We start from the raw sequence: 12,664 nt of genomic DNA on the forward strand, positions 1-12,664 counted from the left end.
AATTGGAGACGCGTAAATGAGCATCACGAATGTTGCATCCGAGGTAATTGGCTCGGTCTGGAAAGTGGAAATGAGTGTGGGCGATACGGTGAAAGTCGGCGACACCATTATGATCCTGGAATCTATGAAAATGGAAATCCCGGTCGAAGCCCCGGTTGAGGGCACGTTGGCTGAGCTCAAAGTAAAACCGGAAGATTCCGTCGATGAGGATCAGGTGCTATGCACAATCGAGAGCTAAACTCCGAAAAGGCAAGCGCGGACGACAACGAGACCGCCGGAAGCTCCATCAATGAGGAACTTCATTTTCGGCGTGTCTCCGCCCTTGAAATGGGCGGTGCGGAAGCGATTGAGCGTCAGCATGCAAATGGGCGCCTGACTGTACGTGAACGGTTTTCCGAACTGACGGATGCAGACAGCTTTCGTGAGGTCGGCACGCTTGGCGGCTCTGGTGAATATGATGAAAACAACAAGCTGGTTCGGGTAACACCGGCGCCCTATGTCGCCGGAATGGCGCGGGTAAATGGGCGGCCCGTCGCCATTGGCGGAGAAGATTTCACTGTTCGCGGTGGCACGACGTTCGGGGCCGCACGACGCAAGGGCGGGCAGGGTGGCTTTATTGAAGATCTTGCCCATTATTATAAAATTCCTCTGGTCAACCTGATTGACGGGGCCGGGGGAACGGTAACTTCAGCCAAGCGACGCGGCTATGTCGCGTTTCCGGGTGTGCATGGATTTGAGCGCTCGGTTCAGCTGCTGGGTGAAGTGCCTGTCGTCTCCGCTGTGTTGGGAACTGCTGCCGGGGGACCAGCGGGACGCGCAATTCTATCTCACTTTTCGGTCATGGTTCGGGGAACAAGCCAGATTTTTGCCGCCGGTCCGCCGGTTGTGAAAAGATCGCTGGGTCGCGATATCGACAAGGAAGAGCTTGGCGGCGCGGCGACGGCTGTCGATAAGGCAGGAACTATTCACAACGCCGCTGATTCCGAGGAAGAGGCGCTTGATCAAATTCGTCAGTTCCTAAGTTATATGCCTCAGAATGTATGGGAAATGCCGCCTGTCGTTCCGTGTGACGATCCGGTGGATCGGTGTGAGGCGGCGCTGCGCGACATTGTGCCTGAAAAGCGCACCCAGCCTTACAGCATGCATGACCTGATCAACCTGGTCGTGGACAAAGGACCGGTTTTCGAGATCCAGCCAACAAATGGGAAATCAGTCATCACATCGTTGGCGCGGCTGGACGGCCGTCCGGTTGGTATTGTCGCCAATAACCCGAAATTTTATTCAGGCGCCATGGATGCCTCCTCCGCCCATAAGCAAATCCGGTTTATGGAGCTGTGCGATACGTTCCATATCCCGCTGGTCTTTCTGGTTGATGTACCGGGGTTCATGGTTGGTTTGAAGGCGGAGCAGGAGGCGACGTTGCGTGAAGGCATGCGCGCCGTCTATGTGGCGGGGCAGCTAACCGTGCCGACACTCACTCTCGTCATCCGGAAATGTTATGGCATGGCGGGTATGGCAACATGCAACAAGAATGATATCGACTTGAAATTAAGCTGGCCAAGCGGTGAATGGGGATCTTTGCCGGTGGAAGGAGGCGTTGCCGCCGCATTCCGCCGTGATATTGCAAATTCAGCCGATCCAAAGGTTCGTGAAAAAGAGCTGGAAGCGGAACTCAGGGCCTATGCCTCACCATTCCGGACAGCAGAAGCATTTGCAGTCGAAGAGATAATCGACCCGAGCGAAACCCGCCCGATCCTTTGTGAGTATATCGCGCTTGCGGAAGGTCGGCTCAAGGCCAGTCTTGGCCCAAAAAGGAAGGCGGGCGTTTCACCCTGACGGGTGCCATATCGGTGCCGGCCCTTCGAGAATGCCAGCCCGATCTCAAAATAATGAAGAGGGAGGCAATAAAAATGATAATTCGTAACAGTTTAGCGGCCATCTGCGCCGTATTTATGGTAGCCGGCGGGGCGCAAGCCGCTGACCGTATAGCGTTCGGTACAACGGCTCTAAAGTCGGTGCATTATACTTATGCAGCGTCCGCGGCAAAAGCCATCAATGAAAAATCGGGTGACAAGGTTGATATTACCGTCATCTCGACTGGCGGTGCAGTTGATAACCTGAAGCGCATCGGTCAGGGCCAGATCAACATGGGCCTTGGGACCTACGCGACAATTTATCAGGCCTATAAAGGCATTGGTAAGTTCGACGGCAACGCCATGCCAAATCTTCGGGGATTATGGGTGCATGCCCCGGCCCTGCAGGCATGGGTTGTCCGCGAGGATTCAGGCATTAAGTCAATTTCTGATCTGGCTGGTAAGGAGTTTACCCCCGGTCAACGCGGTTCCGCGACAGAGCAGCTTGCCATCCAGATGCTTGAAGCGGTTGATGTAAAGCCGGAGCTTTATCGTGCCAGCCTGGCCGATGCCGTGGCTGCGGTTAAGGACAATCGGTCAAATGGCTATGTAAAAGCGGGAGGAACGGCCGTTCTGGACGGGACGACGCTTGAGCTGATGGCATTTACGCCTATCAGGCTGCTTGGCTTCACGGATGATGAAGTTGCCAAAGTGAAGGCGAAATTTCCGTTCATCAACTTCCAGAAATATAAAGACAACGAAGTTGAAGGCTTTCCGGCATTTACATCGCCCGTTCAGGTAATCGGTCAGTTCGCACTTGCTGATAGCATGACAGATGAACAAGTCATTGCCATTCTGGAGGGTGTGGTCGATAACCCCGGGCCGCAGGTTGCGGCGTTTCCGTCCTTTGGGAAACTTGACGTGATGCAGGATTCATTGAACCTCATTACCATTCCTCTTCATAGCGGCGCGGTGAAATTCTACCGCTCTCGCGGTCTTGAAGTCCCGGAACGTCTTATTCCACCTGAAATGAAATAAGCGGTTCCTCTTTGAGGGTGTATGTCCGGCGTGTGATAGGCTCGCTGGACTCACCCGCATCGAAGAATGCCATGCTAACGGGAGATGGATGCATCGCTTACCCTAATTCAGTCGTTTTGGATAAGCAGTGATCATCCATTATTAAGCTCAAAATTTCGGCAGGGATCAAAGGACATGAGCGCGGGAGAATTGTTGCAGGAGGAAGATGAAGAGAACGCGTTGGAAGCGTTGCCCCGGCTCTATCGGCCGTTGATGTGGGCCTTGTGCATGGCCCTTGTCTTTTTCCAGATTTACACTGCCGGTTTCGGGCAATTACCGCCCTTGTCACAGCGCGCGGTTCATGTCGGGCTTGGCCTTGCTATTGTGTTCCTCGGTTTTGTCCGATTTTATGGCGATAAGGGTGCGCGGCAAAATTTCTGGCGGGCCAGCGATATCATATTTGCGGCTCTCGCGGCAACGGCAACCATTTACATCCTGACGCAGGAAACAAGGATAACAGAATCTTTCAATCTTGCAGTGATGCCGATAGACCTGATTTTGGGGTCCATTCTGACGATAATTTTACTCGTTGCTGCCTGGCGGACGACCGGGCCGGCTCTTCCCGTCCTGGCCATCATTATGCTGCTGTATACGTTGCTGGGCCAGCATATCCCTGGCACTTGGGGCCATCCGGGCTTTGATTTTCAGTATCTGATTGAGCATTTATATCTCGGCACGGAAGGGATATGGGGAACTGTCACAGGGCTTTCCGCGAACCTTATTGCGATCTTCATCATCTTCGGGGCATTCCTGATGGCAACGGGGGCGGCGCAAACCTTTATGGATATGGCGCTGCTCGCGGCCGGGCGCTTTCCGGGTGGGGCTGCGAAGGTTGCAACCGTATCCAGCGCTCTGTTCGGCATGTTAAACGGGGCGGCGGTTGCAAACGTTGCCAGTACGGGAGCCTTCACCATACCCGCCATGAAACGGCTCGGCTATAAATCGAGTTTTGCCGGCGCGGTTGAGGCAACAGCTTCTTCCGGAGGCCAGATTACGCCGCCGATCATGGGGGCAGGGGCCTTTGTCATGGCCGAACTCCTTTCGGTGCCCTATCTTGATATTGTTTATGCGGCGGCTATTCCGGCCCTGCTGTTTTACGTCTGTGTCTGGATGTCGATCGATGTTGAAGCGCGCCGTGAAGACATGCGCTCGTTCGATGAAACAGAACTTCCTACTCGCGCGGAAGTGCTTGCCATAGGCCGCATCGGTCCGTTGATTGTCACCCTTGGGGTCCTGTTGACCAGCATGTTTTCAGGCAATACGCCGACCCTTGCCGCCTTCTATGCAATTTGCACAAATGTCGGACTTTACCTGCTGATCGGGCTATTCCATGGCAAGGACCTGAAGCAGAGAATATTGAACCTGCAAAAAGCGGTTATTTCCGCCGCCTTTGGAATTACCGGTATCCTCGCACTGCTGGTTACGGCTCAGGTGGCGTTGTCACTCATCGGATTGACCGGCTCCGGTATAAAGCTTTCGGAGATGATTGTTAGTATTGGTGGGGGCCAGTTGTTTGTCGGCGTCCTGCTGTCAATGATTGTCGCGCTGATCCTTGGGATGGGAATGCCGACAACCGCCGCCTATCTTTTGGCTGCTGCGGTCGCCGCGCCAGCGCTTATCAGCCTGGATGTCGATCCCTTGGTTGCCCATTTTGTCGTGTTTTATTCTGCATTGCTCTCCGCCCTGACACCGCCTGTTTGCACGGCTGTCTTTACGGCTGCCGTTATCGCGAAGACGGACTGGTGGTCGGTATCTCTGGTTTCCATCCGCCTTGCGCTCATGAAATATTTGATGCCGTTGTTTTTTGTCTTTCGCCCGGCGGTATTGTTGGAGGCTGGTACTCTCGAAATCCTGTGGTCAGTTGTCATGGGCTTTGTTGCGTCAATGCTCCTCGCTATTGGCGGTGGACGGTTCTATCGTCAGCGCATATCACTCCCGGTTGCCGTGTTCCTTGGAATTATCGGGGCGTTGGTCGCGGCGAATGAATGGTGGCTGGATGTTGCCGCAATCGTTGTGCTGGCAATTGTGGTCGTCGGACAACGCCGGGCAGTTTGGCTTGGTAAAAAGGCGCAAACGTAATAGCCTGTTGCCGACGATGCCTCGTCTTAAACAAAGAAATAAGCTTTGAATAATAAAAATACGGATTAAAAGAAAATCATGCCTTCTGTTGATAAATTGCTGATCGCCAACCGCGGTGAAATTGCCTGCCGGATTATTCGCACATGTAAGATTATGGGAATACCAACCGTTGCCGTCTATTCGGAGGCGGATAAGGAAGCTCTGCATGTAAAAATGGCGGGGGAGGCATATGAAATCGGTCCGCCGCCAGTAAACGAGAGCTATCTCGATATTGAAGCGATCCTGAGAGTAATGCGGGAAAGCGGTGCGAATGCCGTGCATCCGGGCTATGGATTGCTTGCCGAAAACGCAGGTTTTGCGCGGGCGGTTCAAGATAACGGGCATATCTGGATTGGGCCTGATCCCGCGACGATTGATGCGATGGGTGACAAGGAACGCGCCCGCGAACTTGCGATTAGTCTGGATGTGCCGGTGCTGCCCGGCAGCGGCCGTTTTCGTCCCGGAGATGACGATGATCCGACCAGGATTGCAGAGACCATCGGCTACCCGTTGCTGGTCAAGGCAGCCGCCGGTGGCGGGGGAATTGGCATGCGGGCGGTCAATGCGGCTGAGAAACTCACTTCGCAAATTGAGACGACACAGAAACTGGCGGAGCGTATTTTTGGCGATCCATCTATTTTTCTGGAAAGATATGTCCCCAATGCGCGACATGTGGAAATCCAGATTTTCGGCTTTGGCAATGGCGACGGCATTCACCTATTTGACCGGGATTGCACAATCCAGCGGCGCTTCCAGAAAATCATCGAAGAAGCTCCGGCACCAGCCCTTTCGGACAATATACGGGAGCGTATGCGGGCGGCGGCACTAACGCTTGTTCGGCATCAATCCTACCTCGGGGCTGGTACAGTAGAATTTATTTACGACTGTGACCGGAATGATTTTTATTTCCTCGAAATGAACACCCGCATTCAGGTGGAGCATGCGGTGACAGAAATGGTGACCGGCATCGATCTCGTTCGATGTCAGATTGAGGCCGCCGCCGGGGAGTATGTATCGGCAAATCAGGATGATATTTCATTGACCGGACATGCGCTGGAGTGCCGGATATATGCGGAACGGCCGGAGAAAAAATTTATGCCATCTCCCGGAACGCTGGCCATGCTCAAATTTCCGGAGCAGACGAACGATTTGCGTATCGATACCGGAGTCGTTCAGGGGGATACCATCACGCCATATTACGATCCGATGATCGCGAAAATTATTACCTCTGGCGTTGATCGGCAGGCCGCTATCGCACGAATGCACAAGGCTCTATCCGAAACAAGGATAGAAGGGCTAGGGAACAATATTGCGTTTCTATTGGACGTTCTGTCGGACCCCGATTTTGCGGAAGTTAACATCACCACGAATTATATTGAAAAGCTGTCCAAGTAAGAGATCTTTTGCCTTCTGAATTGCGTATTTCCAGGAGGCGCTGAGAGTGCATCCTGATGCTATGGCTTCTTATCATGGAATGAACTTTTCATGAGCAGATCGTATATCTGACATTGCCATTTCTCAAAGCATTTACTCTGACAATGCGCATCTAATGCTCTAGGCTCATTATTTTTATAAAAAATGATTCATAAATCATTATTATGTTGACTTGATATATTGCAGCAAATAAATTCCTTTCAACACAGGGAATGCTGGGTGATATCCGCGCCGAAAAAAGTCAATCACTGAAACGACGCAGCCGCCCATACTTTATGAGGGAAGCATGGAGAATTTTAATTCACTGCCACAGTTGGCAGATGAGGAATATGTGCTTACGCGTGAAACGGCACGCCGGTTTTTCGAAGACGAAGTTTCCCCGCATTATGCTGAATGGGAAAAGCGGGGATATATCGACAAGGATATCTGGCGGAAAGCTGGTTCGCAGGGCTTGTTATGCTCGATGATTTCCGAAGAATATGGCGGGATCGATGGAAATTTTCTTCATGCGATGGTTATTGTCGAGGAAATAGCGCGCAGTGAGTGTGCGCTTCCCGGCATTTTTACCCATTCCGATATCATAGTCCCCTATATTGCGCGGCTTGGAACAGCAGAGCAAAAGAAGCGTTGGCTTCCGGGCTGCGTTAGTGGCGATGTCATCTCAAGTATTGCCATTACCGAGCCCGGTGCCGGGTCGGATATGAAAGGCGTCAAACTGCGCGCAAAACGGGATGGGAGTGACTGGGTCCTGAGCGGCCAGAAGACCTTTATTACAAATGGCTGGCTTGCGGACCTGGTTATTGTGGTCGCCAATACCTCACCGGATGCCGGTTCCAAAAGCAAAAGCCTTTTTCTGCTCGATGCGAAGACTAAGGGATTTGAGCGAGGCCGACTACTGGAGAAGGTCGGACAGAAGGCACAGGATACAGCCGAGCTCTTTTTCGATGAAGTTCGTCTTCCCGCCGAGGCAATGCTGGGTGAGGAGGGGCGGGGTCTGCAGTATCTGATGCAGGAACTCCCCGTGGAGCGCTTGCTCGTTGGCGTCTGGGCGCAGGCGATAGCCGAAAAGGTGTTCGAGCGGACTGTTGACTATGTTTTTGAGCGAAAAGCTTTTGGCCAGACAATTGGAAATTTTCAGGCAACGAAATTTACCCTGTCAGAGGTGCGCACCGAACTGGAAGTCGGGCGCTCTTTTCTCAATGATTGTGTGGTCCGGCTGCTTGCTGGAGAACTGACAGGTGAAACCGCGGCTATGGCGAAATACTGGCTCTCTGACATGCAGGGCCGGGTCATAGACCGATGTCTCCAGCTTTTTGGCGGATATGGCTATATGTGGGAATACCCGGTCGCCCGCGCCTATGCGGATGCGCGGGCCCAGCGGATCTATGGCGGGGCGAACGAGATCATGAAGGAAATCATCTCACGCGGTATTCAGCAGCGGAATGCCGGTGAGCTTTGATCGGGATATGATGATGCAGACTGATAGCAGCGTGCCGCGCGACTGGAGAGAGTATAACTCTCTGGCCGATATGATAAGAGCGCAAGCGAAACTGACGCCGAACCAGCTTGCGCTTGTCGCGCAATCAGCGACTGGCGGGGAAGAGCGTATTACCTATGCTCAAATGGTGTGGCGCGGCGAAAAGCTGGCGCGCGGGCTATACCGGATCGGTGCGACAGAAAATGATCATGTCGGCGTTTGTCTCGATAATAAATCTGCCTACGAGGCAATCATTACGCTGCTGGCATGCGCCTTCGGCGGCATGGTTTGCGTAACGATCAACGCCCGCTTCGCCGAGGAAGAAATCCTGCATGCGCTGACGCTCGCCGATGTGCGCTATCTCGTATGCGATGACGCGACCTGGTCACGCACAGAAAATATTCGCGACGATGCGCCGCTTCTCAACAGTATCATGCTTGCGGGCAAGGGTGAATCCGGCAATACTATTCCTTGGAATTCAGTATTGGATCAGGCAGAGGCCGTCGATGTGGTTTGGCCGCAAAGGAAGCTCGAAGACATTCTGGAGATCCTGTTCACCTCGGGTACAACAGCCCGGCCCAAGGCAGCATTAATGAGTAACCGGAGCGCATTGGCGAGCGCTTATGGGTTTGCGCAAGCCATGAGTCTGAGGCCTGACAGCGTTTATCAAAGCTTCTTCCCTTTCTTTACGACAGCTTGTCTCCGCTGCGTGTTGTACCCAAGCTGGTTTGTCGGCGCAACGGCTGTTGTTGATCCCGAGTTAGAGGTTGAAGACATTCTCCGCCGGATGGAGAATGAAAGAACCACGACCTATATAGGCGTGCCAGCTTTCTATATTTTCCTGCTTGAGAAGTATGAAAGCTTGTCGTGTGATCTCTCGTCGCTGGAAATTATCGACGCGGGAGGTGCGGCAATGCCCGCCGAGTTGACGCAGCGACTTATTGATGCCTTTCCACAGCTTGATGTACGGCAAACCTATGGCCAAACGGAAGGCGGGCCGTGTGGGACTGTCCTTGTGGGCGAGGAGGCTCTCGCGCATATCGGATCGTCCGGGGTCCCCTGGGTGGAAACAGAACTCCGTATCGTGGATGATAATATTCAGAACGTTCCGAACAATATAATCGGTGAAATCGCCGTTCGCTCCCCCTCCCTTTTTTCGGGTTATTACAAGAATGAAGCGGCGACGCGGGAAGCTCTTAGGGATGGGTGGTTGCTCTCCGGTGACTTGGGAAAGCTGGATGATGAGGGATACCTCTATATCGTTGACCGCAAAAAAGACATGGTTATCCGAGGCGGCCTTAACATTGGAACTCAGGAAGTCGAGGCCGTCCTTCTTCGGTATGCAGGGGTGGAAGAAGTGGCTGTTATCGGCATCCCGCACAACAAGCTGGGAGAAGACCTCCTTGCCGTTCTGACGATTTCGCCGGATGCAAAAATAGATGTAGAGGCGGTTCGGCAATTCTGCGCGGACAAGCTCGCGGATTTCAAGATACCCAGGCAATATGAAATCATCAACCAGATGCCGCGCTCACCGATGGGGAAAATACTGAAAACGGAACTTCGCGCTCGCTTTAAGGAGACCTTAGCGGAGTCCGTTGGCTAGCGGTCACGCCGGGAAGGTTCGATCTTTCAAAGCGAACTTTCTCGGTCAAAAGGATAAGTTTCTTTCAGGAGAAATTCAATAATATGAATTTTGAATCATAAGTTATAAAAGAAAGGGGGTGCCATTGAGGAAGAATGTTGAAAACACGCCGCACTGATAATGTCGGCAGAAGAAATGAACTATTGAGTCAAGAAATACATAACCTAACAAGGATGGGATCATGATTGGGAAAGTTAAACAGAATTTGAAATTCGGACTGGCGGCGCTGGCATTTTGTGCCACAGCGGTTACCGGAAGCGCGCAGGCGGAAGAGTATCCATCGCTAAATCTGCGCCTTGCGCATTTCGTTCCATCAAACACGGCCGGAGCGCAGTGGGAACAATGGTGGGTCGATGAAGTTGAAAAACGCTCCGGCGATAAAATCAAGATTAAGATTTTTTGGGCGGGCAGCATGGGAGGCCCGAAAGAAATTCTTAAATTGACCGGAACGGGTGCCGTTCAGCTGGGTGTGACAGCGCAAGGATATTTTACAAGAGAAATGCCGGTTGCCGGTAATGCGTCCTTGCTTCGTGTGCATCAGGCACCGGCGGATGCTGCCGATTCCTGGAAGCGTTGGCAGGAAGATCCGCAGACAAGAGCGGATATGGATCAAAACGGTGTGATCGGATTGTACCATCAGGGCAGTAATCCTTACCGTTTGTTCTGCACGAAACCGGTCGAAACCCTGGCCGACCTGGAAGGCCTTCGCGTCCGGGTTCCCGGCGCCCCTTATTGGGTCGAGTTCCTGTCTGCTATGGGAGTTGTCCCCGTTTCGATCCCCTACAGCGAGATGTATGGGGCTCTTCAAAAGGGAACGGTGGATTGTTCCTTCGCACCACATGAGCAGGCAATATCCGGGAAGTTCTACGAAGTTGCTAAATACGCTATTGACATGAATATGGGGTCTCAGCCGACTTGGGGCGTTTTCGTCAACAAAAAGATTTTCGATGCATGGCCGGAGAATGTTCAGAAGCTCATGAGAGAGGTAAGCGACGATTTGATGGAAGTCGTGGCCAAAGAAAACGTCAAAATTGCGGAAAAGACAATCGAAGTCGACTTTGTGGAACATGGCATTACCTACGTCAAATTTAAAGAAGCCGCGGAATTCGATGAAAAAGCCGGAAGTATGGTTGACCTCTGGGCGGCGGATCTGAAAGAGCGTGGCTACGGTGATGCTGTCGAACGTCTGGAACCGGTTCTGCGTGAAAAACAAGCTAATTTTAAGGATTGAGTTAGCTTATGAACCGCTTAATCGAGCATTCATTGCAGACGATCTGCGCGCTCGCGTTAGCCGTGATGATGTTGGTCGGTGCGGCCGACATCATCATGGGCGTGATGTTCAACATGTATTTGCCGTTCAAGGTTGAATTGAGCGGACTCCTCTTTGCCGTCGTGATCTTTTTATCGCAGCCTCTGGTGACCGCGAGAGAAGAGCACATCGTTGTGGATGTGTTTTCGAGCAAACTGACATCCCATTGGAAATTGATCAGCAGGGTTATTGCCAAGCTAACGGCGATTGCTGTGCTGGCGTTACTCGCTTTCGCTTCCTGGGGCCTGTTTGTCTCAAGTTGGGAAATAGATGAAAAATCGATCGATTTTCTGCAGATACCTATCTACCCGGTAAAATTCCTGGTTTTCGTGGGCTTTTCTCTGGCGGCAATCATCTCGGTTATACAACTTTTCAGGCTTTTCCTTCGACCGCAAGACGATAGTCGCACTCAAGAAGACCTGAATGAGGGAGAGAAGGCAGATGGATAGTATATACTCCGGCTTATTTTCGATTGCTGCCTTGATGGTGCTTCTGGCGCTGGGGGTGCCGATCGCCTGGTCAATGGTTGCCGTGGCGGTAGTAGGGATGTGGTTTGTGATTGACGGCAATTTTGCCATGTCCATGCTGGAAACCCTGCCCTATGACACCGGTGTGAATTTCACACTCGTTGTTATTCCCATGTTTATTTTAATGGGTGGTTTTTCGTCCCGCGCGGGCATTATCGAAGGGCTGTACGAAGCTGTTCACCGTTTCACCGCGCGGACGAAGGGGAACCTGATCTATGCGACTATCTTGGCATCCGCGGGATTTGCGGCCGCCTCCGGGTCGACCCTTGTATCATCGACTGTCTTTACGCGCATTGCTATGCCGCAAATGCTAAAGTTCGGTTATTCGCCGGGAATTTCCGCCGGCAGTATCGCGGCGTCCGGCACTCTGGCGGCGCTTATTCCACCTTCCGTCGGCATTATCATTATTGCATCGCTCACCAATCAGTCCGTCGGGGAGTTGCTTATTGCCGGGGTTGTTCCCGGAATCCTGACGGCCGGAGCTTATATCAGCGGTATGCGTTTATTTCTGGTCAGGTATCCTCAGTGGGCACCGCTGACCAACGAACGCTATAGCTGGCGGGATAAAATGGGCGGGTTACGTATGATCTGGAGCGTCGTACTACTCGCTACATTGATTATCGGCGGACTTTATAGCGGATTGTTTTCTCCCTCTGCGGCGGGCGCCGTTGGGGCAGCCGGGGCGCTTATAATTGGCCTCTCTATGCGGCGTTTGTCACGGAACGATATTTGGGAATCCTTCAAGGAAGGAACTCTGGTTTCGGGTCGCTTGCTGATGATCATTATTGGCGGCCTCCTGATGGGCAGGCTGCTGCTCATCAATGGATTCACGGATGAGATAAATAACTTTGTTGCAAGCCTTGGCGTCACACCTCTGGAGCTCATGATCTATATCTCGATCATGTTTATCGTGATGGGAATGTTCGTAGATTCCCTTTCTCTTATCGTGATCACATTGCCCTTTCTTTTTCCGATATCCCAGTCTCTGGGGATCAATGAGATCTGGTTCGGCATTATCATCTTGAAGCTCATCGAAATTGCGGCGATCACGCCGCCGGTGGGTCTAAATCTGTTTGCTGTGATGGGGGCGGCGCCGGAACTCAAAGCAAGTGAGTTGTATCGCGGTATCGTGCCTTTCATTCTCATCGAGATTGTAGTCCTGATACTGCTTTTTGCATTTCCGGACATCGTTCTTTGGCTACCAGAGACGATGGCAAAGTAAAGAAG

At 52.4% G+C, this 12,664-nt stretch carries 10 protein-coding genes; all 10 read left to right on the forward strand.

Going from position 1 to position 12,664, the window contains the following annotated elements:
- Positions 1 to 16: 16 nt before the first annotated feature.
- The gene (locus tag P1U71_RS06235) at positions 17 to 238 is read left to right on the forward strand and encodes an acetyl-CoA carboxylase biotin carboxyl carrier protein subunit (RefSeq protein WP_301104702.1); all 222 of its coding nucleotides are present in this window, start codon (positions 17 to 19) and stop codon (positions 236 to 238) included.
- Complete coding sequence (locus tag P1U71_RS06240; protein ID WP_301104703.1) at positions 220 to 1,836, forward strand: acyl-CoA carboxylase subunit beta; 1,617 nt, start codon at positions 220 to 222, stop codon at positions 1,834 to 1,836. The genes P1U71_RS06235 and P1U71_RS06240 overlap by 19 nt, the downstream gene beginning before the upstream one ends.
- Positions 1,837 to 1,910: 74 nt before the next feature.
- Positions 1,911 to 2,891 (forward strand): TAXI family TRAP transporter solute-binding subunit, encoded by a 981-nt coding sequence (locus P1U71_RS06245; RefSeq protein WP_301104704.1) that lies wholly within the window; start codon positions 1,911 to 1,913, stop codon positions 2,889 to 2,891.
- A gap of 174 nt (positions 2,892 to 3,065) precedes the next feature.
- Complete coding sequence (locus P1U71_RS06250; RefSeq protein ID WP_301104706.1) at positions 3,066 to 5,009, forward strand: TRAP transporter fused permease subunit; 1,944 nt, start codon at positions 3,066 to 3,068, stop codon at positions 5,007 to 5,009.
- A gap of 78 nt (positions 5,010 to 5,087) precedes the next feature.
- A complete protein-coding gene (locus tag P1U71_RS06255; RefSeq protein ID WP_301104707.1) occupies positions 5,088 to 6,443 on the forward strand; it encodes a biotin carboxylase N-terminal domain-containing protein in 1,356 nt (451 codons plus the stop codon).
- 325 nt (positions 6,444 to 6,768) lie between these two features.
- Positions 6,769 to 7,941: an acyl-CoA dehydrogenase family protein gene (locus P1U71_RS06260; protein WP_301104708.1), complete on the forward strand. Its 1,173-nt coding sequence runs from the start codon at positions 6,769 to 6,771 to the stop codon at positions 7,939 to 7,941.
- Positions 7,942 to 7,954: 13 nt separating this feature from the next.
- Positions 7,955 to 9,562 (forward strand): class I adenylate-forming enzyme family protein, encoded by a 1,608-nt coding sequence (locus tag P1U71_RS06265; protein ID WP_301104709.1) that lies wholly within the window; start codon positions 7,955 to 7,957, stop codon positions 9,560 to 9,562.
- A 220-nt stretch (positions 9,563 to 9,782) separates the two neighbouring features.
- Positions 9,783 to 10,832: a TRAP transporter substrate-binding protein gene (locus P1U71_RS06270; RefSeq protein WP_301104710.1), complete on the forward strand. Its 1,050-nt coding sequence runs from the start codon at positions 9,783 to 9,785 to the stop codon at positions 10,830 to 10,832.
- An 8-nt stretch (positions 10,833 to 10,840) separates the two neighbouring features.
- Positions 10,841 to 11,359: a TRAP transporter small permease gene (locus tag P1U71_RS06275; RefSeq protein ID WP_301104711.1), complete on the forward strand. Its 519-nt coding sequence runs from the start codon at positions 10,841 to 10,843 to the stop codon at positions 11,357 to 11,359.
- The gene (locus tag P1U71_RS06280; protein WP_301104712.1) at positions 11,352 to 12,659 is read left to right on the forward strand and encodes a TRAP transporter large permease; all 1,308 of its coding nucleotides are present in this window, start codon (positions 11,352 to 11,354) and stop codon (positions 12,657 to 12,659) included. Before P1U71_RS06275 ends, P1U71_RS06280 begins: the two co-directional genes overlap by 8 nt.
- The last annotated feature ends 5 nt before the right edge of the window (positions 12,660 to 12,664 follow it).

It is taken from the genome of Sneathiella sp. (assembly GCF_029233945.1).
In the GTDB taxonomy this organism is placed as follows: domain Bacteria; phylum Pseudomonadota; class Alphaproteobacteria; order Sneathiellales; family Sneathiellaceae; genus Sneathiella.

Bases quoted from the DNA above. Each gene is read 5' to 3' on its own strand.
- P1U71_RS06265 (WP_301104709.1), top strand. From the start codon at position 7,955: ATGCAGACTGATAGCAGCGTGCCGCGCGACTGGAGAGAGTATAACTCT.
- P1U71_RS06235 (WP_301104702.1), top strand. From the start codon at position 17: ATGAGCATCACGAATGTTGCATCCGAGGTAATTGGCTCGGTCTGGAAA.
- P1U71_RS06275 (WP_301104711.1), top strand. From the start codon at position 10,841: ATGAACCGCTTAATCGAGCATTCATTGCAGACGATCTGCGCGCTCGCG.
- P1U71_RS06240 (WP_301104703.1), top strand. From the start codon at position 220: ATGCACAATCGAGAGCTAAACTCCGAAAAGGCAAGCGCGGACGACAAC.
- P1U71_RS06270 (WP_301104710.1), top strand. From the start codon at position 9,783: ATGATTGGGAAAGTTAAACAGAATTTGAAATTCGGACTGGCGGCGCTG.
- P1U71_RS06250 (WP_301104706.1), top strand. From the start codon at position 3,066: ATGAGCGCGGGAGAATTGTTGCAGGAGGAAGATGAAGAGAACGCGTTG.
- P1U71_RS06255 (WP_301104707.1), top strand. From the start codon at position 5,088: ATGCCTTCTGTTGATAAATTGCTGATCGCCAACCGCGGTGAAATTGCC.
- P1U71_RS06260 (WP_301104708.1), top strand. From the start codon at position 6,769: ATGGAGAATTTTAATTCACTGCCACAGTTGGCAGATGAGGAATATGTG.
- P1U71_RS06245 (WP_301104704.1), top strand. From the start codon at position 1,911: ATGATAATTCGTAACAGTTTAGCGGCCATCTGCGCCGTATTTATGGTA.
- P1U71_RS06280 (WP_301104712.1), top strand. From the start codon at position 11,352: ATGGATAGTATATACTCCGGCTTATTTTCGATTGCTGCCTTGATGGTG.